Source organism: Citrobacter werkmanii, assembly GCF_008693645.1.
Lineage (GTDB): Bacteria > Pseudomonadota > Gammaproteobacteria > Enterobacterales > Enterobacteriaceae > Citrobacter > Citrobacter werkmanii.
Window position 1 is genome coordinate 305,246 of record NZ_CP044101.1, and the last position, 25,288, is coordinate 330,533.

At 51.4% G+C, this 25,288-nt stretch carries 18 protein-coding genes, 2 tRNA genes, 3 rRNA genes and 1 pseudogene; 16 read left to right on the forward strand and 8 right to left on the reverse strand.

Features of this window, described 5'->3' with window-relative positions; all coding sequences use genetic code 11:
• Positions 1 to 35: 35 nt before the first annotated feature.
• From trkH to rrf, 7 genes are all read left to right on the forward strand, one after another.
• On the forward strand, positions 36 to 1,487 hold the full coding sequence (trkH, locus tag FOB24_RS02145; RefSeq protein WP_003017848.1) for a Trk system potassium transporter TrkH: 1,452 nt from the start codon (positions 36 to 38) through the stop codon (positions 1,485 to 1,487).
• 11 nt (positions 1,488 to 1,498) lie between these two features.
• The gene (gene hemG / locus FOB24_RS02150) at positions 1,499 to 2,044 is read left to right on the forward strand and encodes a menaquinone-dependent protoporphyrinogen IX dehydrogenase (protein ID WP_038634428.1); all 546 of its coding nucleotides are present in this window, start codon (positions 1,499 to 1,501) and stop codon (positions 2,042 to 2,044) included.
• 351 nt (positions 2,045 to 2,395) lie between these two features.
• Positions 2,396 to 3,935 (forward strand): 16S ribosomal RNA (locus FOB24_RS02155).
• Positions 3,936 to 4,006: 71 nt separating this feature from the next.
• Positions 4,007 to 4,083, forward strand: a tRNA-Ile gene (locus FOB24_RS02160).
• Between the two features lie 105 nt (positions 4,084 to 4,188).
• Positions 4,189 to 4,264: transfer RNA gene (locus FOB24_RS02165), tRNA-Ala, on the forward strand.
• A gap of 198 nt (positions 4,265 to 4,462) precedes the next feature.
• Positions 4,463 to 7,367: ribosomal RNA gene (locus tag FOB24_RS02170) — 23S ribosomal RNA — on the forward strand.
• A 98-nt stretch (positions 7,368 to 7,465) separates the two neighbouring features.
• Positions 7,466 to 7,581, forward strand: a 5S ribosomal RNA gene (rrf, locus tag FOB24_RS02175).
• The 16S, 23S and 5S rRNA genes sit together here with 2 tRNA genes alongside, the layout of an rRNA operon.
• A 125-nt stretch (positions 7,582 to 7,706) precedes the next feature.
• On the opposite strand, the gene mobB is transcribed toward rrf, so the two are convergent.
• Both mobB and mobA read right to left on the reverse strand, forming a co-directional pair.
• Complete coding sequence (mobB, locus tag FOB24_RS02180) at positions 7,707 to 8,210, reverse strand: molybdopterin-guanine dinucleotide biosynthesis protein MobB (protein WP_137347109.1); 504 nt, start codon at positions 8,208 to 8,210, stop codon at positions 7,707 to 7,709.
• Complete coding sequence (gene mobA / locus FOB24_RS02185) at positions 8,207 to 8,734, reverse strand: molybdenum cofactor guanylyltransferase MobA (RefSeq protein WP_232067088.1); 528 nt, start codon at positions 8,732 to 8,734, stop codon at positions 8,207 to 8,209. The genes mobB and mobA overlap by 4 nt, the downstream gene beginning before the upstream one ends.
• A 126-nt stretch (positions 8,735 to 8,860) precedes the next feature.
• Here mobA and FOB24_RS02190 point away from each other — a divergent pair, with 126 nt between their 5' ends.
• From FOB24_RS02190 to dsbA, 3 genes are all read left to right on the forward strand, one after another.
• Complete coding sequence (locus FOB24_RS02190; protein ID WP_003028616.1) at positions 8,861 to 9,130, forward strand: YihD family protein; 270 nt, start codon at positions 8,861 to 8,863, stop codon at positions 9,128 to 9,130.
• 76 nt (positions 9,131 to 9,206) lie between these two features.
• A complete protein-coding gene (locus FOB24_RS02195; RefSeq protein WP_150344460.1) occupies positions 9,207 to 10,193 on the forward strand; it encodes a serine/threonine protein kinase in 987 nt (328 codons plus the stop codon).
• A gap of 16 nt (positions 10,194 to 10,209) precedes the next feature.
• Positions 10,210 to 10,833, forward strand: coding sequence for a thiol:disulfide interchange protein DsbA (gene dsbA, locus FOB24_RS02200; protein ID WP_038635827.1), 624 nt, complete (start codon positions 10,210 to 10,212; stop codon positions 10,831 to 10,833).
• A 13-nt stretch (positions 10,834 to 10,846) separates the two neighbouring features.
• On the opposite strand, the gene FOB24_RS02205 is transcribed toward dsbA, so the two are convergent.
• A complete protein-coding gene (locus FOB24_RS02205) occupies positions 10,847 to 11,782 on the reverse strand; it encodes an acyltransferase (RefSeq protein ID WP_085049697.1) in 936 nt (311 codons plus the stop codon).
• A gap of 363 nt (positions 11,783 to 12,145) precedes the next feature.
• On the opposite strand from FOB24_RS02205, the gene polA reads away from it, so the two are divergent.
• Positions 12,146 to 14,932, forward strand: coding sequence for a DNA polymerase I (polA, locus tag FOB24_RS02210; RefSeq protein WP_085049698.1), 2,787 nt, complete (start codon positions 12,146 to 12,148; stop codon positions 14,930 to 14,932).
• Positions 14,933 to 15,098: 166 nt separating this feature from the next.
• Positions 15,099 to 15,146, forward strand: coding sequence for a spot 42 RNA, inhibition of DNA synthesis (locus FOB24_RS24680; RefSeq protein ID WP_071892919.1), 48 nt, complete (start codon positions 15,099 to 15,101; stop codon positions 15,144 to 15,146).
• Between the two features lie 119 nt (positions 15,147 to 15,265).
• Here FOB24_RS24680 and yihA read toward each other — a convergent pair whose 3' ends face one another.
• Positions 15,266 to 15,898, reverse strand: coding sequence for a ribosome biogenesis GTP-binding protein YihA/YsxC (yihA, locus tag FOB24_RS02215; RefSeq protein ID WP_150344461.1), 633 nt, complete (start codon positions 15,896 to 15,898; stop codon positions 15,266 to 15,268).
• A gap of 209 nt (positions 15,899 to 16,107) precedes the next feature.
• On the opposite strand from yihA, the pseudogene FOB24_RS02220 reads away from it, so the two are divergent.
• The 3 genes and pseudogenes from FOB24_RS02220 (at position 16,108) to hemN (ending at position 18,534) form a co-directional block, all read left to right on the forward strand.
• Positions 16,108 to 16,356 (forward strand): annotated as a pseudogene (locus FOB24_RS02220) (hypothetical protein).
• 103 nt (positions 16,357 to 16,459) lie between these two features.
• On the forward strand, positions 16,460 to 16,972 hold the full coding sequence (gene yihI, locus FOB24_RS02225; protein WP_038635839.1) for a Der GTPase-activating protein YihI: 513 nt from the start codon (positions 16,460 to 16,462) through the stop codon (positions 16,970 to 16,972).
• A gap of 188 nt (positions 16,973 to 17,160) precedes the next feature.
• Positions 17,161 to 18,534: an oxygen-independent coproporphyrinogen III oxidase gene (gene hemN, locus FOB24_RS02230; protein WP_121529775.1), complete on the forward strand. Its 1,374-nt coding sequence runs from the start codon at positions 17,161 to 17,163 to the stop codon at positions 18,532 to 18,534.
• Between the two features lie 89 nt (positions 18,535 to 18,623).
• On the opposite strand, the gene FOB24_RS02235 is transcribed toward hemN, so the two are convergent.
• The 4 genes from FOB24_RS02235 to glnA form a co-directional block, all read right to left on the reverse strand.
• Positions 18,624 to 18,734 (reverse strand): YshB family small membrane protein, encoded by a 111-nt coding sequence (locus FOB24_RS02235; protein WP_003028631.1) that lies wholly within the window; start codon positions 18,732 to 18,734, stop codon positions 18,624 to 18,626.
• A 112-nt stretch (positions 18,735 to 18,846) separates the two neighbouring features.
• On the reverse strand, positions 18,847 to 20,256 hold the full coding sequence (gene glnG / locus FOB24_RS02240) for a nitrogen regulation protein NR(I) (RefSeq protein WP_150344462.1): 1,410 nt from the start codon (positions 20,254 to 20,256) through the stop codon (positions 18,847 to 18,849).
• Between the two features lie 11 nt (positions 20,257 to 20,267).
• Positions 20,268 to 21,317 carry a nitrogen regulation protein NR(II) gene (gene glnL / locus FOB24_RS02245; protein WP_038635845.1) on the reverse strand — a complete coding sequence of 350 codons (1,050 nt, stop codon included), beginning with the start codon at positions 21,315 to 21,317 and terminating at the stop codon, positions 20,268 to 20,270.
• A gap of 299 nt (positions 21,318 to 21,616) precedes the next feature.
• Positions 21,617 to 23,026, reverse strand: coding sequence for a glutamate--ammonia ligase (glnA, locus tag FOB24_RS02255; RefSeq protein WP_038635848.1), 1,410 nt, complete (start codon positions 23,024 to 23,026; stop codon positions 21,617 to 21,619).
• 380 nt (positions 23,027 to 23,406) lie between these two features.
• Between glnA and typA the strand changes: the two genes are divergently transcribed.
• Positions 23,407 to 25,230, forward strand: coding sequence for a ribosome-dependent GTPase TypA (typA, locus tag FOB24_RS02260; RefSeq protein WP_003028641.1), 1,824 nt, complete (start codon positions 23,407 to 23,409; stop codon positions 25,228 to 25,230).
• Positions 25,231 to 25,288 lie beyond the last annotated feature (58 nt).

The following is a 25,288-nucleotide window of genomic DNA, read 5'->3' on the forward strand; positions in this document are numbered from 1 at the left end:
CCACCTCATTTTAAAGAACTAAGGAAGCGGTAGAGATGCATTTTCGCGCCATTACCCGAATCGTTGGACTACTGGTCATCTTATTCTCGGGGACAATGATTATCCCCGGACTGGTGGCTCTCATCTATCGTGATGGGGCAGGGCGTGCATTTACCCAAACTTTCTTCGTTGCTCTGGCGATCGGCTCCATGCTGTGGTGGCCGAACCGCAAAGAGAAAGGCGAGCTGAAATCTCGCGAAGGTTTTCTGATTGTCGTCTTGTTCTGGACCGTGCTGGGTAGCGTGGGTGCGCTGCCGTTCATCTTTGCGGAAAGCCCTAACCTGACGATTACCGATGCATTTTTTGAATCCTTTTCCGGATTGACCACCACCGGGGCAACAACGCTGGTGGGGCTGGATTCATTGCCACACGCTATCCTCTTTTATCGACAGATGCTGCAATGGTTCGGCGGGATGGGGATCATCGTGCTGGCGGTGGCTATTCTGCCTATTCTTGGCGTCGGGGGGATGCAGCTCTACCGGGCAGAAATGCCGGGGCCGCTGAAAGATAATAAAATGCGCCCGCGTATTGCCGAAACGGCGAAAACCCTGTGGCTTATCTATGTATTGCTGACGGTGGCATGTGCACTGGCGCTATGGTTTGCCGGGATGCCAGCGTTTGACGCCATTGGGCACAGCTTTGCCACGATTGCGATTGGCGGCTTTTCCACGCACGATGCCAGCGTGGGATATTTCGACAGTCCCACGATCAACACCATCATTGCTATCTTCTTGCTGATCTCCGGCTGTAACTATGGCCTGCACTTCTCTTTATTAAGCGGCCGTAGCCTGAAGGTCTACTGGCGCGATCCGGAATTTCGCATGTTCATCGGCGTGCAGTTGACGCTAGTGGCTGTCTGTACGCTGGTACTGTGGATACACAATACCTACGGTTCAGCGCTCACGACCATCAACCAGGCCTTTTTCCAGGTGGTATCAATGGCGACGACCGCCGGATTTACCACCGACAGCATTGCCCGCTGGCCGCTGTTCCTGCCGGTGTTGTTGTTGTGTTCTGCCTTTATCGGCGGCTGTGCCGGGTCTACGGGCGGTGGCTTGAAAGTGATTCGTATCCTGTTGCTGTTTAAGCAAGGTAACCGCGAGTTGAAACGTCTGGTTCACCCGAATGCTGTTTACAGTATCAAGCTGGGTAACCGTGCGCTGCCGGAGCGAATTCTTGAAGCCGTCTGGGGATTCTTTTCTGCCTATGCACTGGTCTTTATTATCAGTATGCTGGCGATTATTGCGACCGGTGTTGATGACTTCTCCGCGTTTGCCTCCGTGGTGGCGACGCTGAATAACCTCGGTCCTGGGCTGGGCGTTGTCGCCGACAACTTTGCCAGTATGAACCCCGTGGCGAAGTGGATCCTGATTGCCAATATGCTGTTTGGTCGTCTGGAGGTCTTTACTCTGCTGGTACTCTTTACCCCTACTTTCTGGCGTGAATAATGGAGTAACACGTGAAAACACTGATTCTTTTTTCTTCCCGGGACGGGCAAACGCGTGAAATCGCCGAGTATCTGGCTTCTGAACTCAAAGAGCTGGGCGTTTGGACGGATGTTGTTAATTTGCATCGCACCGCGGAGCCTGACTGGCAAAATTATGACAGCGTGGTGATTGGCGCCTCGATTCGCTATGGTCATTATCATGCCGCATTTCAGGAGTTTGTGAAAAAGCATGCCACGCGGCTGAATGCGATGCCGAGTGCGTTCTACTCCGTTAACCTGGTTGCCCGTAAACCGGAGAAGCGTACGCCGCAAACCAACAGCTATGCGCGTAAGTTCCTGATGAGTTCGCCGTGGCGGCCTGATCGCAGTGCGGTTATTGCCGGCGCTTTGCTGTATCCCCGCTATCGCTGGTATGACCGTGTGATGATCCAACTGATAATGAAGATGTCAGGCGGTGAAACGGATACGCATAAAGAAGTGGTGTATACCGATTGGGAACAGGTCGCGGGTTTTGCACGGGAAATTGCCCAATTAACCCACAAAACGTTGCCAAAATAAGCGTAAAGAATAAAAAATAATCACTCGGAAAATTATTTTGAATTTCCCCTTGTCAGCCTGAAATAAGTCCCTATAATGCGCCTCCACTGACACGGAACAACGGATTACACGCCGCCGGGTCAGCGGAGAAAAGCGTAAATAAACGCTTGACTCTGAAGCGGGATAGCGTAATATGCACACCCCGCGCCGCTGAGAAAAAGCGAAGCGGCACTGCTCTTTAACAATTTATCAGACAATCTGTGTGGGCACTCGAGGATACGGATTCTTAACGTCGCAAGACGAAAAATGAATACCAAGTCTCTGAGTGAACACGTAATTCATTACGAAGTTTAATTCACGAGCATCAAACTTAAATTGAAGAGTTTGATCATGGCTCAGATTGAACGCTGGCGGCAGGCCTAACACATGCAAGTCGAACGGTAGCACAGAGAGCTTGCTCTCGGGTGACGAGTGGCGGACGGGTGAGTAATGTCTGGGAAACTGCCCGATGGAGGGGGATAACTACTGGAAACGGTAGCTAATACCGCATAATGTCGCAAGACCAAAGAGGGGGACCTTCGGGCCTCTTGCCATCGGATGTGCCCAGATGGGATTAGCTAGTAGGTGGGGTAACGGCTCACCTAGGCGACGATCCCTAGCTGGTCTGAGAGGATGACCAGCCACACTGGAACTGAGACACGGTCCAGACTCCTACGGGAGGCAGCAGTGGGGAATATTGCACAATGGGCGCAAGCCTGATGCAGCCATGCCGCGTGTATGAAGAAGGCCTTCGGGTTGTAAAGTACTTTCAGCGAGGAGGAAGGCGTTGTGGTTAATAACCACAGCGATTGACGTTACTCGCAGAAGAAGCACCGGCTAACTCCGTGCCAGCAGCCGCGGTAATACGGAGGGTGCAAGCGTTAATCGGAATTACTGGGCGTAAAGCGCACGCAGGCGGTCTGTCAAGTCGGATGTGAAATCCCCGGGCTCAACCTGGGAACTGCATCCGAAACTGGCAGGCTAGAGTCTTGTAGAGGGGGGTAGAATTCCAGGTGTAGCGGTGAAATGCGTAGAGATCTGGAGGAATACCGGTGGCGAAGGCGGCCCCCTGGACAAAGACTGACGCTCAGGTGCGAAAGCGTGGGGAGCAAACAGGATTAGATACCCTGGTAGTCCACGCCGTAAACGATGTCGACTTGGAGGTTGTGCCCTTGAGGCGTGGCTTCCGGAGCTAACGCGTTAAGTCGACCGCCTGGGGAGTACGGCCGCAAGGTTAAAACTCAAATGAATTGACGGGGGCCCGCACAAGCGGTGGAGCATGTGGTTTAATTCGATGCAACGCGAAGAACCTTACCTACTCTTGACATCCACGGAATTTGGCAGAGATGCCTTAGTGCCTTCGGGAACCGTGAGACAGGTGCTGCATGGCTGTCGTCAGCTCGTGTTGTGAAATGTTGGGTTAAGTCCCGCAACGAGCGCAACCCTTATCCTTTGTTGCCAGCGATTCGGTCGGGAACTCAAAGGAGACTGCCAGTGATAAACTGGAGGAAGGTGGGGATGACGTCAAGTCATCATGGCCCTTACGAGTAGGGCTACACACGTGCTACAATGGCATATACAAAGAGAAGCGACCTCGCGAGAGCAAGCGGACCTCATAAAGTATGTCGTAGTCCGGATTGGAGTCTGCAACTCGACTCCATGAAGTCGGAATCGCTAGTAATCGTGGATCAGAATGCCACGGTGAATACGTTCCCGGGCCTTGTACACACCGCCCGTCACACCATGGGAGTGGGTTGCAAAAGAAGTAGGTAGCTTAACCTTCGGGAGGGCGCTTACCACTTTGTGATTCATGACTGGGGTGAAGTCGTAACAAGGTAACCGTAGGGGAACCTGCGGTTGGATCACCTCCTTACCTTAAAGAACCGACCTTTGCAGTGCTCACACAGATTGTCTGATGAAAATTAGCAGTAAGAAAATCTCTGCAGGCTTGTAGCTCAGGTGGTTAGAGCGCACCCCTGATAAGGGTGAGGTCGGTGGTTCAAGTCCACTCAGGCCTACCAAATTCTTTCTGATACCGCGTTGTGAAACGACTCACATACTGAAGTATGCTTCGCCGTTCCACGCCTTGTCTCAGCAAGAATTAAGGTGAATGAGATAACTACGATGGGGCTATAGCTCAGCTGGGAGAGCGCCTGCTTTGCACGCAGGAGGTCTGCGGTTCGATCCCGCATAGCTCCACCATCTTTACTGCAACAACCCAAGAAAACTTCAGAGTGTACCTGAAAAGGTTCACTGCGAAGTTTTGCTCTTTAAAAATCTGGATCAAGCTGAAAATTGAAACGACACACTGTGTCTGTTCTCCGTAATAAGAACAGATAAAAGGTGTGTTCGAGTCTCTCAAATTTTCGCAATCAGAAGTGAAACATCTTCGGGTTGTGAGGTTAAGCGACTAAGCGTACACGGTGGATGCCCTGGCAGTCAGAGGCGATGAAGGACGTGCTAATCTGCGATAAGCGCCGGTAAGGTGATATGAACCGTTATAACCGGCGATTTCCGAATGGGGAAACCCAGTGTGATTCGTCACACTATCGTTAACTGAATACATAGGTTAACGAAGCGAACCGGGGGAACTGAAACATCTAAGTACCCCGAGGAAAAGAAATCAACCGAGATTCCCCCAGTAGCGGCGAGCGAACGGGGAGCAGCCCAGAGTCTGAATCAGCATGTGTGTTAGTGGAACGGTCTGGAAAGTCCGACGGTACAGGGTGATAGTCCCGTACACAAAAATGCACAGGTTGTGAACTCGAAGAGTAGGGCGGGACACGTGGTATCCTGTCTGAATATGGGGGGACCATCCTCCAAGGCTAAATACTCCTGACTGACCGATAGTGAACCAGTACCGTGAGGGAAAGGCGAAAAGAACCCCGGCGAGGGGAGTGAAAAAGAACCTGAAACCGTGTACGTACAAGCAGTGGGAGCACCTTAGGGTGTGACTGCGTACCTTTTGTATAATGGGTCAGCGACTTATATTCTGTAGCAAGGTTAACCGTATAGGGGAGCCGAAGGGAAACCGAGTCTTAACTGGGCGTTAAGTTGCAGGGTATAGACCCGAAACCCGGTGATCTAGCCATGGGCAGGTTGAAGGTTGGGTAACACTAACTGGAGGACCGAACCGACTAATGTTGAAAAATTAGCGGATGACTTGTGGCTGGGGGTGAAAGGCCAATCAAACCGGGAGATAGCTGGTTCTCCCCGAAAGCTATTTAGGTAGCGCCTCGTGAACTCATCTTCGGGGGTAGAGCACTGTTTCGGCTAGGGGGTCATCCCGACTTACCAACCCGATGCAAACTGCGAATACCGAAGAATGTTATCACGGGAGACACACGGCGGGTGCTAACGTCCGTCGTGAAGAGGGAAACAACCCAGACCGCCAGCTAAGGTCCCAAAGTCATGGTTAAGTGGGAAACGATGTGGGAAGGCACAGACAGCCAGGATGTTGGCTTAGAAGCAGCCATCATTTAAAGAAAGCGTAATAGCTCACTGGTCGAGTCGGCCTGCGCGGAAGATGTAACGGGGCTAAACCATGCACCGAAGCTGCGGCAGCGACACTATGTGTTGTTGGGTAGGGGAGCGTTCTGTAAGCCGTTGAAGGTGGCCTGTGAGGGTTGCTGGAGGTATCAGAAGTGCGAATGCTGACATAAGTAACGATAATGCGGGTGAAAAACCCGCACGCCGGAAGACCAAGGGTTCCTGTCCAACGTTAATCGGGGCAGGGTGAGTCGACCCCTAAGGCGAGGCCGAAAGGCGTAGTCGATGGGAAACAGGTTAATATTCCTGTACTTGGTGTTACTGCGAAGGGGGGACGGAGAAGGCTATGTTGGCCGGGCGACGGTTGTCCCGGTTTAAGCATGTAGGCGGAGGTTCCAGGTAAATCCGGTACCTTTTAACGCTGAGGTGTGATGACGAGGCACTACGGTGCTGAAGTGACAAATGCCCTGCTTCCAGGAAAAGCCTCTAAGCATCAGGTAACACGAAATCGTACCCCAAACCGACACAGGTGGTCAGGTAGAGAATACCAAGGCGCTTGAGAGAACTCGGGTGAAGGAACTAGGCAAAATGGTGCCGTAACTTCGGGAGAAGGCACGCTGATAGGTAGGTGAAGCGGTTTACCCGTGGAGCTGAAATCAGTCGAAGATACCAGCTGGCTGCAACTGTTTATTAAAAACACAGCACTGTGCAAACACGAAAGTGGACGTATACGGTGTGACGCCTGCCCGGTGCCGGAAGGTTAATTGATGGGGTTATCCGTAAGGAGAAGCTCTTGATCGAAGCCCCGGTAAACGGCGGCCGTAACTATAACGGTCCTAAGGTAGCGAAATTCCTTGTCGGGTAAGTTCCGACCTGCACGAATGGCGTAATGATGGCCAGGCTGTCTCCACCCGAGACTCAGTGAAATTGAACTCGCTGTGAAGATGCAGTGTACCCGCGGCAAGACGGAAAGACCCCGTGAACCTTTACTATAGCTTGACACTGAACACTGGTCCTTGATGTGTAGGATAGGTGGGAGGCTTTGAAGTGTGGACGCCAGTCTGCATGGAGCCATCCTTGAAATACCACCCTTTAATGGCTGGTGTTCTAACGTGGGCCCGTAATCCGGGTTGCGGACAGTGTCTGGTGGGTAGTTTGACTGGGGCGGTCTCCTCCCAAAGAGTAACGGAGGAGCACGAAGGTTAGCTAATCCTGGTCGGACATCAGGAGGTTAGTGCAAAGGCATAAGCTAGCTTGACTGCGAGAGTGACGGCTCGAGCAGGTGCGAAAGCAGGTCTTAGTGATCCGGTGGTTCTGAATGGAAGGGCCATCGCTCAACGGATAAAAGGTACTCCGGGGATAACAGGCTGATACCGCCCAAGAGTTCATATCGACGGCGGTGTTTGGCACCTCGATGTCGGCTCATCACATCCTGGGGCTGAAGTAGGTCCCAAGGGTATGGCTGTTCGCCATTTAAAGTGGTACGCGAGCTGGGTTTAGAACGTCGTGAGACAGTTCGGTCCCTATCTGCCGTGGGCGCTGGAGAATTGAGGGGGGCTGCTCCTAGTACGAGAGGACCGGAGTGGACGCATCACTGGTGTTCGGGTTGTCATGCCAATGGCACTGCCCGGTAGCTAAATGCGGAAGAGATAAGTGCTGAAAGCATCTAAGCACGAAACTTGCCCCGAGATGAGTTCTCCCTGAGACTTTAAGTCTCCTGAAGGAACGTTGAAGACGACGACGTTGATAGGTCGGGTGTGTAAGTGTAGTGATACATTGAGCTAACCGATACTAATGAACCGTGAGGCTTAACCTTACAACGCCGAAGATGTTTTGGCGGATTTGAGAAGACAGATTTTCAGCCTGATACAGATAAGATTAACCGGCGAAAAGCGGGTTAATAAACAGAATTTGCCTGGCGGCTGTAGCGCGGTGGTCCCACCTGACCCCATGCCGAACTCAGAAGTGAAACGCCGTAGCGCCGATGGTAGTGTGGGGTCTCCCCATGCGAGAGTAGGGAACTGCCAGGCATCAAATAAAGTGAAAAAGCCCATCCTGCCGGATGGGCTTTTTTGCGTCTGTGGTGAACACAGCCGTTGTGACCTGGATGTAGGCCTGATAAGCGCAGCGCATCAGGCACATTGCGGCACCGTGGTTATCTTCTTACCCATTGCATAACAAAATCAGCAAGTTGCTGTATATCATTAATATCTAATGATGGAACATCCACAGGTAACGGAACATCACTGGCAACCGCGATAACAAACTCATCCATCGCCAACTCTTCAGAACTATGCCCGCAGCCCTCGCGAAAAAGCAGGATCTTCGCAACAGGTTCATGCTTAAATCCCTCAACCAGTACCATATCCAACGTCGAAGCATCCATCCTGCTTACCAGATACGCTAAATCCAGTTCGGGTTCTTCCGGTGTTTCTACCATTAACGCCCAACGTTGCTGACTGGCGACCAGTGTTTGTGCCGCCCCTGCCTTGCGCAGCTCATAGCTATCTTTGCCGGGCTTGTCGATATCCATATTATGGTGAGTATGCTTAATCAATCCGGGTCTAATACCTCTGGCGCGCAGCTCAGGGATCAGTTTCTTTAGCAGCGTGGTTTTTCCCGTACCGCTCCATGCCGCAATGGCAAGTAATGGGATCATGATTTTTCCTGCCATTTTGCGAGTTCTTCAGGTGTGTTCACGTTTACGAATGCATCTTTATGATCGCTGAAATCGACGGCATGACCGCCAGCCTGACGCATAAAAACCATGACGCGTCGTTCACCTGACTGAAGATAATCCTGTAGCAAGGGCTGCAAGGAACGGTGCATCAGGGCAATGGTCGGGTGATCTCTTTCCCCATCATGCACCCAGACGATTGGTGCAGCTTTGCGCTGCTCTTTTAAACGAGAGACCAGATCGTGAGGAATATAGGGCATATCGCACGGGCAGAACAAAAACCAGTCTCCCGCTTGCTGCAGGAATACCGACAGCATCCCGGCCAGTGGGCCAGGGAAATCGGCCAGGGCATCGGGAATCACTTTCAGGCCGCTTTGTTGGTAGATATCCCGGTGGCGATTGGCATTAACGACTACGGTTTCGACCTGCAAAGCGAGGGTATCGGCTACATGTCGCCAAAGCGGTTTACCGTCCAACTCAAGCAAACCTTTATCCGTTCCGCCCATCCGTCTGGCCTTACCGCCCGCCAGCACAACCCCTGTTATTGCACTATCCAGAATCACTGATATCGCCTCTTTTAATGTGGGATTGACCCTGCTAACGTATCCGTATTGAGCCTAAGGAGCACAACCATGAAATGTAAACGCCTGAATGAAGTTATTGAACTCCTCCAGCCAGCCTGGCAGAAAGAACCCGATCTTAACCTGATGCAATTTTTACAGAAACTGGCGCAAGAGTCAGGTTTTGACGGTGAACTGGCGGATTTAACTGATGACATTCTGATCTATCACCTGAAAATGCGTGACTCGGCGAAAGACGCCGTCATCCCAGGTATTCAGAAAGATTATGAAGAAGATTTTAAAACAGCCCTTCTCCGCGCACGTGGCGTAATTAAAGAGTAAAAGCTTGTAATCGCCGCCACCGAAAGCGCTGCGAAATGATATCCTGAATCATTCGTAGTATTTTCCGGATGATGGGATGAACGACAACGCTTTTACTTTCCAGACGCTACACCCGGATACCATCATGGATGCGCTGTTTGAGCAGGGGATCCGGGTGGACTCCGGGCTTACCCCGCTTAACAGCTATGAAAACCGTGTCTATCAGTTTCAGGACGAAGACCGCAGACGCTTTGTCGTTAAGTTTTATCGCCCTGAGCGTTGGTCCGTCGATCAGATCCAGGAGGAGCACCAGTTTGCTCTGGAGCTGGTGAGCGATGAAGTGCCGGTTGCTGCGCCGCTGGTACTGAACGACCAAACACTGTTAAGCCATCAGGGTTTTCATTATGCAATCTTCCCAAGCGTCGGCGGACGCCAGTTTGAGGCAGATAACATCGATCAGATGGAGGCGGTTGGGCGCTATCTGGGGCGTATGCACCAGACTGGCGGCAAGCGTAATTTCGCTTTCCGTCCCACGATTGGCCTTGAAGAGTATCTGACCGAACCGCGTAAACTGTTTGAACAGGCCCAACTTATTCCATCAGGGCAAAAAGCAGCCTTCCTGAAAGCAACGGATGCACTTATTACAGTAGTTTCCGAATGCTGGCATACGCGTTTTACCACATTACGCCTGCACGGTGATTGTCATGCCGGCAATATTCTGTGGCGTGACGGCCCAATGTTTGTCGATTTAGATGATGCCCGCAATGGTCCGGCTGTTCAGGATTTATGGATGCTCCTCAATGGTGATAAAGCTGAACAACGCATGCAGCTTGAAACCATTATCGAGGCTTATGAAGAGTTTAGTGAGTTCGACACGACAGAAATCGGACTGATCGAACCTTTACGTGCTATGCGTTTAGTTTATTATCTTGCATGGCTGATTCGACGTTGGGGTGACCCTGCGTTTCCAAAAAACTTCCCGTGGTTAACCGGGGAAGATTACTGGCATCGTCAGACCGCAACTTTTATTGAGCAGGCAAAAATTCTGCAAGAGCCCCCCTTACAATTAACGCCAATGTATTAATCGGAGAAACTTGAACATGAAAAAAATATGGCTGGCGCTGGCTGGTATGGTTTTAGCTTTTAGCGCATCTGCGGCGCAGTTCCAGGATGGCAAACAATACATCACTCTGGAAAAGCCTGTTGCGGGTGAACCGCAAGTGTTGGAGTTCTTCTCCTTCTACTGCCCGCATTGCTACCAGTTTGAAGAAGTGCTTCATGTGTCTGATAACGTGAAGAAAAAACTGCCGGAAGGCACCAAGATGACCAAATACCACGTCGAGTTTCTTGGGCCTTTGGGTAAAGATCTGACGCAGGCCTGGGCTGTTGCTATGGCACTTGGCGTTGAAGATAAGGTCACTGTTCCGCTGTTTGAAGGGGTTCAGAAAACCCAGACCGTTCAGTCTGTTGCAGATATCCGTAAAGTGTTTGTCGACGCGGGTATTAAAGGTGAAGACTACGATGCGGCATGGAACAGCTTTGTGGTGAAATCACTCGTGGCGCAGCAGGAAAAAGCGGCGGCTGATTTACAGCTGCAGGGCGTTCCGGCGATGTTCGTGAATGGTAAATACCAGGTAAACCCGCAAGGCATGGATACCAGCAGCATGGATATCTTTGTACAGCAGTATGCGGATACCGTGAAATTCCTGGTTAGTCAGAAGTAAAAGCGAAAGCCGGTCATTGACCGGCTTTTTTGTTTGTGGCTTTAATCGCATCTATTTGCGCGTCTTTCTCGCTCCAGAGCGTATTCAACCATAGCTGAAACCGACGCTTGAAACCTTTATCGTTCACGTAATCACCGTGCAACTCTTCTTGAATTTGCTCCAGGTTCACCCGCACGACAATACGCGTTAATTTGCCGCTCAGCATATCGTAGAAAGGGCGGCGGCTATTTTCCGGGTAGCACAACGTGACGTTCAGCAACTTATCAAACTGCGACCCCAGTACATTCAATGCCATAGCGATACCGGCCGCCTTAGGTGGGAGCAGGTTTTGATAGGGGGAGCGGGTTTGCTCACGTTTCTCGTTAGTAAAGCGTGAACCTTCGACAAAATTCACGATAGTTGTCGGGTGTACGCGAAACTTCTCGCAGGAACGACGCGTTGTTTCCACATCTTTACCGCGCCGTTCCGGGTGACGGAGCAGATAGCCGCGTGAATAACGTTTCATAAACGGCATATCCAGCGCCCAGCAGGCCAGACCAATAAACGGCACCCAGGCCAGCTGTTGCTTGAGAAAATATTTATTCATCGGGATGTGCTTACGGAACAAAACGCAAAGCACAACGATATCGGCCCAGCTGTAGTGATTACAAATGAGCAGATACCAGTTTTTTTTGCTAAGACCTTCCAGCCCTTCGACGTCCCACTTCAATCGTGGATTGAGGTGCAGAAGTAGCGCCAGACCTTCACACCAGCAATACATCATGAAATTACAGAAGATGGAAACCTTGCGCCAGACGACAGGAACAGGCAAAAGGAGTTTTACAACCCCGGCAAGGATGATCGGCACAGAACAAAAAATCGTGACCAATATGGTCAATACGATACTCAGCAACAGCGTTATCGCAGCGAGTATTCTTGTCATAATTAAATTATTCAAAAGGTTAGCCATAGACAGTGCGCTAAAGAGGCGCAAGGGGCTAATTTTATCAGAAAACGAACCAAATGATGGATCTTCCCTGAATAGAAAAAAAAGGAATATCTATCCACATCAGGAGACAAGCGATAAAAATGGGATAAAATGCTGTAAGTTTCTTTAATTAACTGAAATATATGAAAAAATGTAATTGTTCAATAATTAACTTGCTATATTTAAAGCGCTGAAAATTATTTATTCACAAAGTTATCCACAGTTTGATTTGCGATCAAAGCAGAAGAACTGCAAAAGTTTTTCGACAAAAACGGCGAAAAACTCATGTTTTCATCCCGTCTGTGGCATCCTTTACCCATAATCTGATAAACAGGCACGGACATTATGGTTCAGATCCCAGAAAACCCACTTATCCTTGTAGATGGCTCATCTTACCTTTATCGCGCATATCACGCGTTTCCGCCGCTGACTAACAGCGCAGGAGAACCTACTGGTGCGATGTACGGTGTTCTCAACATGCTGCGTAGCTTGATTCTACAATATCAGCCGACCCATGCTGCTGTGGTATTTGACGCTAAGGGTAAAACCTTCCGTGATGAATTATTCGAGCATTACAAGTCACACCGCCCGCCAATGCCTGACGATCTGCGCGCGCAGATTGAACCACTACATGCGATGGTAAAAGCAATGGGGTTGCCATTACTGGCTGTTTCAGGCGTGGAAGCGGATGATGTTATCGGTACGCTGGCGCGTGAAGCGGAAAAGGTTGGTCGTCCGGTGCTGATCAGTACCGGTGATAAAGACATGGCTCAGCTGGTGACACCGAACATCACCCTGATCAACACCATGACCAATACTATCCTTGGCCCGGATGAAGTGGTGAATAAGTACGGTGTGCCACCTGAGCTGATCATTGATTTCCTCGCGCTGATGGGCGACTCCTCCGATAACATTCCTGGCGTACCTGGCGTGGGTGAAAAAACGGCTCAGGCTCTGCTCCAGGGCTTGGGGGGGCTGGATACCCTTTATGCCGAATCTGACAAAATTGCGGGGCTGACTTTCCGTGGTGCGAAAACCATGGCGGGCAAACTTGAGCAAAATAAAGAGGTGGCGTACCTCTCTTATCAATTAGCGACCATTAAAACAGATGTTGAGCTGGAGTTAACCTGCGAGCAACTGGAAGTGAAGCAGCCCGCAACAGATGAACTGCTTGGCCTGTTTAAACAGTACGAATTTAAGCGTTGGGTTGCAGACGTAGAATCCGGTAAATGGCTACAGGCGAAAGGAACGAAGCCAGCGGCTAAACCGCAGGAAACAATCGTCGTCGAGGCTACGCCGGAAGAACCTGCGACGGCTCTTTCCTACGATAATTACGTGACGATTCTGGATGAAGCGACGCTGGAAGAGTGGATCGCGAAGCTGAAAAAAGCGCCCGTCTTCGCCTTTGATACAGAAACTGATAGCCTGGACAATATCTCCGCGAATCTGGTTGGACTGTCTTTTGCCATTGAACCGGGCGTGGCGGCGTATGTTCCTGTTGCCCATGACTACCTGGACGCCCCCGATCAGATCGCGCGCGACCGTGCGCTGGCGCTGCTAAAGCCGCTGCTGGAAGATGAGAACGCGCACAAAGTCGGGCAAAACCTGAAGTACGATCGCGGTATCCTGGCGAATTATGGCATCGAGCTGCGCGGCATCACCTTTGACACCATGCTCGAGTCCTACATTCTTAACAGCGTTGCCGGTAGACACGATATGGACAGCCTGTCGGACCGCTGGCTGAAACATAAAACTATCACCTTTGAAGAGATCGCCGGAAAAGGCAAAAACCAGCTGACCTTTAACCAGATAGCGCTGGAAGAGGCCGGTCGTTACGCTGCGGAAGACGCCGACGTTACGCTACAGCTGCATCTGAAGATGTGGCCAGAATTGCAGCAGCATAAAGGGCCGCTGAACGTCTTTGAAAATATTGATATGCCGCTGGTGCCGGTTTTGTCTCGCGTTGAGCGCAACGGTGTGAAAATCGATCCGGCTGTTCTGCACAAGCATTCAGAAGAGCTGACGCTGCGTTTGAACGAGCTGGAGCAAAAAGCGCACGAGATTGCCGGCGAAGCGTTTAACCTCTCTTCCACCAAGCAACTGCAAACCATCCTGTTTGAAAAGCAGGGCATTAAGCCGCTGAAGAAAACGCCTGGCGGCGCACCATCAACGTCGGAAGAGGTACTGGAAGAGCTTGCGTTGGATTACCCATTGCCGAAAGTGATCCTGGAATATCGCGGGTTAGCAAAACTGAAGTCGACCTATACGGACAAGCTTCCGTTGATGATTAACAAGAAAACCGGGCGCGTACATACCTCCTATCATCAGGCGGTTACCGCGACCGGGCGCTTGTCTTCAACGGATCCGAACCTGCAAAACATCCCGGTACGTAATGACGAAGGTCGTCGTATTCGCCAGGCGTTTATTGCGCCGGAAGACTACGTGATTGTTTCCGCGGACTACTCGCAGATTGAACTGCGTATCATGGCGCACCTCTCGCGTGATAAAGGCTTGCTTACCGCATTTGCCGAAGGGAAAGATATTCACCGCGCAACGGCCGCTGAAGTCTTTGGCTTACCGCTGGATTCAGTAACTAACGAACAACGCCGCAGCGCGAAAGCTATCAACTTCGGTCTGATCTACGGGATGAGCGCCTTTGGTCTTGCTCGCCAGTTAAATATTCCGCGCAAGGAAGCACAGAAGTACATGGATCTCTACTTCGAACGCTATCCTGGCGTGCTGGAATATATGGAACGCACGCGTGCACAGGCAAAAGAGCAGGGTTACGTTGAAACGCTGGAAGGTCGTCGCCTCTATTTGCCGGATATTAAATCCAGTAATGGCGCTCGTCGCGCGGGTGCTGAACGTGCCGCTATCAACGCCCCGATGCAAGGTACTGCCGCAGACATTATTAAGCGAGCCATGATAGCCGTAGACGGATGGCTGCAAACCGAGCAACCGCGCGTGCGCATGATCATGCAGGTTCACGATGAACTGGTGTTTGAAGTGCACAAAGATGACCTGGAAAGTGTGTCGAAAAAGATCCATCAACTGATGGAAAACGAGACCCAGATTGACGTGCCGCTATTAGTGGAAGTCGGTAGTGGTGAAAACTGGGATCAGGCGCACTAAGGGGTGACTGAATAACGGCCTTTTTTCGTAACTAAGCAACATAAGATAGAACTTTTTGTGATGTCCATTAGAATTCCCTATGTAAGGAATGAAAAAAAATTACAAAAAGTGCTTTCTGAGCTGCTCAAAAAAGAGTAAAGTTATTCTCGTAGGGTACAGAGGTAAGATGTTCTATCTTTCAGACCTTTTACTTCACGTAATCGGATTTGGCTGAATATTTTAGCCGCCCCAGTCAGTAATGACTGGGGCGTTTTTTATTGTGCGCAAGAAAAGTTTCGCTCACGCCGTAGGCCGGATAAGACGCGCAGCGACGCCATCCGGCATAGCGGGAGATTATTCCCCGTCCTGAATCTCTTCAACCGGTGCCAGTTCACTAAACCAGCTATCCAGCTTCTGACGCAGTTTGTCTACGCCCATTTTTTTCAGTGATGAAAAGGCTTCTACCTGCACATCGCCATTAAATGCCAGCACGGCTTCACGTACCATATTCAGTTGAGCTTTGCGCGCGCCGCTGGCCAGCTTGTCTGCTTTGGTCAGCAGCACCAGAACCTGAACGTTGCTCTCTACCGCCCATAGGATCATCTGCTGGTCCAGATCTTTAAGCGGGTGACGAATATCCATTAACACGACCAGGCCTTGCAGGCTCTGACGTTTTTCCAGATATTCCGCCAGTGCGCGCTGCCATTTGCGCTTCATCTCTTCCGGCACTTCGGCGTAACCGTACCCCGGCAGATCAACCAGACGTTTGCCGTCAATGACTTCAAACAGGTTGATGAGCTGAGTACGGCCCGGTGTTTTAGATGTACGCGCCAGACTCTTTTGATTAGTCAGGGTATTTAGCGCACTGGATTTGCCTGCGTTGGAACGGCCAGCAAAAGCCACTTCGATTCCGGTATCGGAAGGTAAGTGGCGAATATCAGGCGCACTCATCACAAAATGCGTCTGTTGATAATTCAAGTTAGTCAAAGCGGTCCTCTCCATCAATCAAGGCTTTGCAGCGATTATACCTGAACACCAGCAAAAGGCTGGTTTTTCGACGCGTAGCCAGTGTAAGTAAAAACCACTCACTTTGTGAGACATTGCCGATAGTATCTATACGAGATGACAGGGTAAAAAATGATATGGCCTAAATAAATCATAGGGTTACGGTTAGGCAGTATTCTTAAAATCCGAAATTGTTACCTTGGTTACTTGTACGTTTAAGCCAAAACGGTAAAGTAGTGCCCATAGCGAGGAAGCTGACAGGATAGACGACTCAGGATGAGGGTCAGGAGCGCCAGGAGGCGAAGACACAGGATTGTCAGGAAGACAAACGTCCGGAGACGTTAGTAAAAGGAAATGGAAACAACACGGAATGTTTCAGGCTAAGGGAAAAACAGGGTGTGTTGATAGCCAACAGGGATAGTAGAGCCCGTAAGGGTTGAGAGTCAGGAAAAAAGGCGACAGATTACTCTGTCGCCTTTTTTCTTTATTTCTGCTAGATTCCGGCGCAAATATATACTGAATAAAAACAGCCAAAGACGAATCATGATGAAACCAACTTCTACACCACGCGGTAAAGGTCCTGCAAAAGCGCGTCGTAAAACACGCGAAGAAATTAACCAGGAAGCTCGCGACCGTAAGCGCCAGAAAAAACACCGTGGCCATGCGGCGGGTAGCCGTGCGTCCGGAAGCGATGGCGCATCTGGTGGCGGAAAGCAAAATAAGCAACAAGATCCTCGTATTGGCAGTAAAACCCCCATTCCATTGGGCGTGACCGAAAAAGTCACCAAACAGCACAAACCGAAGAGTGAGAAACCTATGCTTTCACCACAGGCTGAGTTGGATTTACTGGAAACGGATGAGCGCCTGGATGCGCTGTTGGAACGTCTCGAAGCAGGAGAAACCCTGAGTGCGGAAGATCAGACCTGGGTTGATGCCAAGCTGGATCGCATTGATGAGCTGATGCAAAAGCTGGGTCTCTCTTACGATGATGAGGAAGACGAGGAAGAAGAAGAAAAACAGGAAGACATGATGCGCCTGCTGAAAGGCGGCAATTAACGGTTTTACACCGTGGGTCTTCCCGTCCTGCTTATAACCCTTCCGGTTATATGTTATCTGGTGTGGTTATTCGTTAAACTACAGCGGTTGTCGCGGCGACAGAAGTGGCTGCGCAACCGGCTTATTACTCGCACAGGGGTTAAGCCGGTACGCCGTACCCGCCAGAGACGCCATCGGAAGGAGTGAGCATGTCAGAGCAGCTAATAGACTGGGACCTGGCCCTGATCCAGAAATATAACTATTCCGGGCCACGATATACCTCGTACCCAACCGCGCTGGAGTTTTCTGAAGACTACGGCGCCGAGGCGTTTTTAAACGCTGTGGCGCGTTACCCTGAGCGTCCGCTCTCGTTGTACGTTCACATCCCGTTCTGCCATAAACTGTGTTACTTCTGCGGCTGCAACAAGGTTGTGACGCGTCAGCAGCATAAAGCCGATCAATACCTCGATGTGTTAGAACAAGAGATCATTCATCGCGCACCGCTGTTTGCCGGACGCCATGTCAGCCAACTGCACTGGGGCGGCGGCACGCCAACGTACCTGAATAAAGCGCAAATCAGCCGTTTGATGTCGTTGCTGCGTGGCAACTTCAACTTTAATGCGGACGCGGAAATCTCGATCGAAGTTGATCCACGTGAAATTGAGCTGGATGTACTCGATCACTTACGTGCTGAAGGTTTTAATCGCCTGAGCATGGGCGTACAGGATTTCAATAAAGAAGTTCAGCGTCTGGTTAACCGTGAGCAGGATGAAGAATTTATCTTTGCGCTGCTGAATCATGCGCGGGAGATTGGCTTTACCTCGACGAACATCGATCTGATTTATGGCCTGCCAAAGCAGACGCCGGAGAGCTTCGCCTTTACCCTGAAACGTGTGGCTGAGCTAAATCCAGACCGATTGAGCGTTTTTAACTACGCGCATTTGCCAACGCTGTTTGCTGCTCAGCGCAAAATCAAAGATGCCGATCTGCCCAGCGCGCAACAGAAGCTGGATATCCTGCAGGAGACTATCTCGTCACTGACCGAAACCGGTTATCAGTTCATTGGCATGGATCACTTTGCTCGCCCGGATGACGAACTGGCGGTTGCTCAACGCAAAGGTGTGCTGCATCGTAATTTCCAGGGGTATACCACCCAGGGGGATACCGATCTTTTGGGGATGGGCGTATCGGCCATCAGTATGATTGGCGACAACTACGCGCAGAACCAAAAAGAGCTGAAGCGCTATTATCAGCAGGTAGACGAGCAGGGGAACGCGTTATGGCGTGGAATTGCGCTGACCCGCGATGACTGTATTCGTCGGGATGTGATTAAGCTGCTGATCTGCAACTTCCGCCTCGACTATGCCGCCGTGGAACAGCAATGGGATCTGAATTTTGCTGACTATTTTGCCGAAGACCTGAAACTGCTGGCGCCGCTGGCGAAGGATGGGCTGGTGGATGTGAATGAGAAGGGGATTCAGGTTACGCCTAAGGGCCGCCTGCTGATTCGGAATATTTGCATGTGCTTTGATGCCTATCTGCGCCAGAAAGCGCGGATGCAGCAGTTCTCACGCGTCATTTAGCCGTGTTGCCCGATGGCGCTGCGCTTACCGGGCCTACACGTTGCGACAACCTGTAGGCCGGATAAGCGTTAGCGCCATCCGGCACATTGTCAGCTGAACAGTCCAACCAGCGCCGCGCACAGCACTGCGGCAACCGCAGTTTGTGGCGTATGGCTTTCGACCGCACCGCTCGACAGCAGATTAATCATTGATTCCAGCATGATGACTTCCCCCCGTTAGCCGGGCACGATCATACTTAACTCATCGGAACAGTAAAGCGCAAAATAGCAGCAATTTGCGCTCAATTATCAATCTTTACACAGCGACCGATCGTCACTCCATTCCGAGTTCTTTTAACTTACGCGTCAAGGTATTACGGCCCCAGCCGAGCAAACGCGCTGCTTCCTGTTTATGCCCCTGGGTATGACGCAGCGCGGTGGTCAACAGCGTGCGCTCCATCTCTGGTTGAGCTTCAGAAAGCAAGTTTTGATGACCGGAACGTAATGCCCGGTCTGCCCACTGCGCTAACAGCGTTGCCCAACTGTCCGGCTGCATAGGGGACGGCGCGTCTGGCACGCTGGTTTCAAAAAGCTCGGTCGGCAAGTCCTGAATCAATACTTCCTGTCCGGCAGCCATGACGGTTAACCAGCGGCAGGTGTTTTCAAGCTGGCGTACGTTGCCCGGCCAGGCCAGACGCGTAAGCGCTGCCTCGGTTTCGGGATGTAATTGCTTGGCTTCCACCCCCAGCTCGCGGGCCGCTTCCTGCAGGAAATGACGTGCCAGGCGAGGGATGTCTTCCCGACGTTCACGCAGCGGGGGCAAATGAACGCGAATGACATTCAGACGGTGGAATAAATCCTCACGGAATTTGCCTTCCTGTACGCGCAGTTCCAGATTCTGATGCGTGGCGGCGATGATGCGTACATCCACTTTCACCGGCGCATAACCACCCACACGGTAGAACTGTCCATCGGCTAATACGCGCAATAAACGCGTTTGCACGTCCAGCGGCATATCGCCGATTTCGTCGAGGAACAGCGTACCACCGTCAGCCTGCTCAAAACGCCCCTGACGAATGGTATTTGCCCCGGTAAACGCCCCTTTCTCATGACCGAACAGTTCAGACTCGATCAAATCTTTCGGGATAGCCGCCATGTTCAGCGCGATAAACGGCGCTTTGACGCGTGGGCTGTGGCGGTGTAGGGCATGAGCGACCAGCTCTTTACCGGTGCCGGACTCTCCATTAATCAATACGCTGATTGAAGAACGTGAAAGCCGGCCAATAATGCGAAAAACATCCTGCATCGCCGGCGCTTCGCCAATGATGTCGGTCGTTGGACCGTGGATTTGTACATTACGCGGCTGCTGCTGTTCCTGATAATGACTGATGGCGCGTTCGACCAGCGCCACAGCTTCGTCAATATCAAAAGGTTTGGGCAGATAATCAAACGCCCCTTGCTGGTAGGCGCTGACGGCGGCATCCAGATCGGAATGCGCCGTCATTATGATGACCGGAAGCATCGGATGACGCTGTTTGATCTGTTTTAACAGGGTCAGACCATCCATACCCGGCATGCGAATGTCTGACAACAGTACGTCCGGTGTTTTGCTGGCCAGTGCATCCAGTACCTCTTTACCGCTTTCAAATGCGGTACAGCTCAGACCAGCTCCTGCGAGCGCACGTTCTAGCACCCAACGGATGGAACTATCGTCATCAACGACCCAGACTATTCCTCGTTGCATAAACGTCACCTTTATTTCCTGATAGGCAGGTAAACCGAGAACTCGGTATGACCCGGCCAACTGGTAAATTCAATTTTGCCGGAATGCTGATCAATTAAATTACGGGCGATGGATAACCCAAGGCCGGTACCGCCCTCGCGACCGCTGACCATTGGGTAGAACAGCGTGTCCTGCAAATGAGGGGGAATACCCGGGCCGTTATCCTCAACATCGATCCGCGCCGCCAGACGGTAACGCACGCCGTGCAGCGTGAGCTGAAACGCAGTGCGGGTACGCAGTACGATCTCGCCGCCTTCCGGCCCTAACGCTTGCAGGGCATTGCGCACGATATTCAGCAGAACCTGTTCTATTTGGTCCGGGTCGTGCAATAACTCAGGCAGGCTCGGATCGTAATCACGAATTAGCGTAACGTTTTCTGGCACTTCCATCGAAACCAGCGCCACCACACGCTCCGCCACTTTGTGAATACTTTCCGTGATATGCATGCCCGGTTGTTGCGGTCCTAACAGACGGTCGACCAGATTACGCAGGCGGTCGGCCTGCTCAATAATAACTTTGGTATATTCGGTCAGCGCCGGGTCCGGGAGCGCTTTACTGAGAAGCTGCGCCGCGCCGCGTAAACCGCCCAACGGGTTTTTAATTTCATGCGCCAGACCGCGTACCAGATCCCGGGCGGCAATTTGTTGGGCATGCTGGAGCTGTTCCTGACTCAGACGGCGCTGGTTATCCATTGGCGCCATCTCCAGCAGGATAAGCCCATCAGGCAGCCTCTGGGCGGTCACAGAGAGAATATGCGAGTGGCTGTCTATCACCAGCGTCACTTCGTTATCCGTAAAGCCCTGACCAGCTTCCAGGCTCTCACGCATCAGTCCGATGTTTAACGAAAAATAACTCAACAGATCGGGCAGCGGTGTACCAAACAGTTTGCGGGAGCTTTGGGCGAGCAGTTGTTGCGCCGCCGGGTTGGCGTAATGTATCGACAGCTCATCGTCGACGAGTAAGATGCTATTGATTAAAGAATTGAGGATCTGCCCAGCATCGGGCAGCGTGCCGGTTGCCATTCAGCAGTCTCCTGAAAAGTGTTGCACCATTTTAGTGCATTATAGCTTTTTATGGATAAAAAGCGCGAGAAAGCAGGTTGTTAGTGGAGAAAAAAGCCCATCCAGAGATGGGCTAAAAGTTCCACGGCAACTAAAACCTTCGTCTTTCTCCCTACAGCTGTGTTGGCTGCTTTTGCTCACCCCAGTCACTTACTTATGTAAGCTCCCGGGGATTCACTCAATTGCCGTCTTGCAGTAGCAAGAAATCCATTGGTTATTACACCCTCTGCACGTTTTTATGTGAGAGTGTAAAAGTTAAATTAAACGCTGTAGTACAGCTCAAACTCTACCGGGTGCGGCGTCATGCGCACACGGTCATCTTCTTCACGACGCAGCGCAATGTACGCATCGATCGCTTCATTGGTGAACACGCCGCCTGCAGTCAGGAACTCGCGGTCCAGATCCAGTTCTTTCAGTGCTTCTTCCAGAGAACCTGCAACCTGTGGGATCTCCTTCGCTTCTTCAGGCGGCAGGTCGTACAGGTTTTTGTCCATCGCTTCACCCGGATGGATCTTGTTCTTAATACCGTCAAGACCCGCCATCAGCAGCGCGGCGAAGCACAGGTACGGGTTAGCAGCCGGGTCCGGGAAGCGCACTTCGATACGACGCGCTTTCGGAGAAGCCACTACCGGAATACGGATAGAAGCAGAACGGTTACGGGCAGAGTAAGCCAGCATTACCGGCGCTTCGTAACCCGGGACCAGACGCTTGTAGGAGTTGGTGGTCGGGTTCGCCAGGGCGTTGATCGCTTTAGCGTGTTTGATAACGCCGCCGATGTAGTACAGCGCCTGCTCAGACAGACCCGCATATTTGTCACCGGAGAACAGGTTTACGCCGTTCTTGGACAGGGACATGTGGCAGTGCATGCCGGAACCGTTATCGCCAAACATTGGTTTTGGCATAAAGGTCGCAGTTTTACCGAAACGGTGAGCGACGTTGTGAACCACATATTTGTAGATCTGAATTTCGTCCGCTTTTTTGGTCATGGTGTTGAAGCGGGTCGCGATTTCGTTCTGACCAGCAGTCGCTACTTCGTGGTGATGCGCTTCAACGACCAGGCCCATTTCTTCCATGATCAGACACATGGTAGAACGGATGTCCTGAGAAGAATCTACCGGAGGAACCGGGAAGTAACCGCCTTTCACGCCCGGACGGTGACCTTTGTTACCACCTTCGTATTTGGTGGAGGAGTTCCATGCGCCCTCGATATCATCGATAGCCACGTGGGAACCGGAAATGGACGCGCCGAAACGGATGTCGTCAAACAGGAAGAACTCTGGCTCTGGCCCGAACAGAACGGTGTCTGCGATGCCGGTAGAACGCAGGTACTCTTCAGCGCGTTTAGCGATGGAGCGCGGGTCGCGGTCGTAGCCCTGCAGCGTACCGGGTTCCAGGATATCACAACGGATGATCAGGGTGGACTCTTCATAGAACGGGTCAATGAGTGCAGTAGACGCATCTGGCATCAGAACCATGTCTGATTCGTTAATGCCTTTCCAGCCACCGATTGAGGAGCCGTCAAACATTTTGCCTTCTTCAAAGAATTCGGCATTTACCTGATGAGCAGGAATAGTGACGTGCTGTTCTTTACCTTTAGTATCAGTGAAGCGCAAATCAACAAACTTCACTTCGTGTTCGTTCAGCATCGTCAAAACGTGTTCAGCGGACATACTTACTCTCCCGGATTGGTCATGGTCGTCGTGGTAACGAAGTCTTCAATTCTGCAAAAAATTGGCCGTGTCGCCGTAAAAAAGATAAAGCGAAATCTGTGCCAACTTTTAAATTGCCCCTAAAAGGCGTTATCATGCGCACTATCGTGCAAAGGGGCTGCACCATGAAGGATGTATTGCACCATTATAGTGCTTTAATGTGAACATTAAGCACCATATTGGTGCAACGCACCCCAGATTACCCCTTTTAACGCTCCGTGAATGTGATCACAAAGAAACTCTGCAATACTTGTTTGCGGAGGATGTTTGTGATCCTGTTTTGTACTGCGATTAATCCGTGTACAATAACGCGCTATTTCTAAAATGCCTGAGGCAAAGTTGTGATCGAAAATTTGCGTAACATCGCCATCATCGCGCACGTAGACCATGGTAAAACGACCCTGGTAGACAAGCTGCTCCAACAATCCGGTACGTTCGATGCACGTGCTGAAACCCAAGAGCGCGTGATGGACTCCAACGATTTGGAGAAAGAGCGTGGGATTACCATCCTCGCTAAAAACACCGCTATCAAATGGAATGACTACCGTATCAACATCGTTGACACCCCGGGGCACGCCGACTTCGGTGGTGAAGTTGAACGTGTAATGTCCATGGTCGACTCCGTGCTGCTGGTGGTGGATGCAATGGATGGTCCGATGCCGCAGACGCGCTTCGTGACCAAAAAAGCCTTTGCCCATGGCCTGAAGCCAATTGTTGTTATCAACAAAGTTGACCGTCCTGGCGCGCGCCCTGACTGGGTTGTTGATCAGGTATTCGACCTGTTCGTTAACCTCGACGCTACCGACGAACAACTGGACTTCCCGATCGTTTACGCTTCCGCGCTGAACGGTATCGCAGGTCTGGATCACGAAGATATGGCGGAAGACATGACCCCGCTGTATCAGACCATCGTTGATCGCGTACCGGCTCCGAACGTAGACCTTGACGGCCCGCTGCAGATGCAAATCTCTCAGTTGGACTACAACAACTACGTTGGCGTTATCGGTATCGGCCGCATCAAACGCGGTAAAGTTAAACCGAACCAGCAGATCACTATCATTGATAGCGAAGGCAAAACCCGCAACGGTAAAGTCGGTAAAGTTCTGACCCACCTGGGTCTGGAACGTATCGAGAGTGATATTGCCGAAGCAGGCGATATCATCGCGATCACCGGTCTGGGCGAACTGAACATCTCCGACACCATCTGCGACCCGCAGAATGTCGAAGCGCTGCCGGCTCTGTCCGTTGATGAACCGACCGTAACCATGTTCTTCTGCGTAAACACCTCTCCGTTCTGTGGTAAAGAAGGTAAATATGTTACCTCTCGTCAGATCCTTGACCGCCTGAACAAAGAGCTGGTGCACAACGTTGCGCTGCGCGTTGAAGAAACTGAAGATGCGGATGCGTTCCGTGTGTCCGGTCGTGGTGAGTTGCACCTGTCTGTTCTGATCGAAAACATGCGTCGTGAAGGTTTCGAAATGGCGGTTTCCCGTCCGAAAGTTATCTTCCGCGAAATCGATGGCCGTAAACAAGAGCCGTTCGAAAACGTAACGCTGGACGTTGAAGAGCAGCATCAGGGTTCTGTGATGCAGGCTCTGGGTGAGCGTAAAGGCGATCTGAAAAACATGAATCCAGATGGCAAAGGCCGCGTACGTCTTGACTACGTGATCCCAAGCCGTGGTCTGATCGGCTTCCGTTCAGAATTCATGACCATGACCTCCGGTACCGGTCTGCTGTATTCCACCTTCAGCCACTACGACGACGTTCGTGCGGGTGATGTGGGTCAGCGTCAGAACGGCGTACTGATCTCCAACGGCCAGGGTAAAGCAGTTGCGTTCGCACTGTTCAGCCTGCAGGACCGCGGTAAGCTGTTCCTGGGTCACGGTGCTGAAGTTTACGAAGGCCAGATCATCGGTATTCACAGCCGCTCTAACGACCTGACCGTAAACTGCCTGACCGGTAAGAAACTGACCAACATGCGTGCGTCCGGTACTGACGAAGCAACGGTTCTGGTTCCGCCGGTTAAGATGACTCTGGAGCAGGCTCTGGAATTCATCGATGACGACGAACTGGTAGAAGTGACTCCAACCTCTATCCGTATCCGTAAGCGTCACCTGACTGAAAACGATCGTCGCCGTGCAATGCGTGGCGCGAAAGAAGAGTAATTAACGCTCTTTCTCAGGTAAGCATAAAAAAGCCGCTGGTTATCAGCGGCTTTTTATT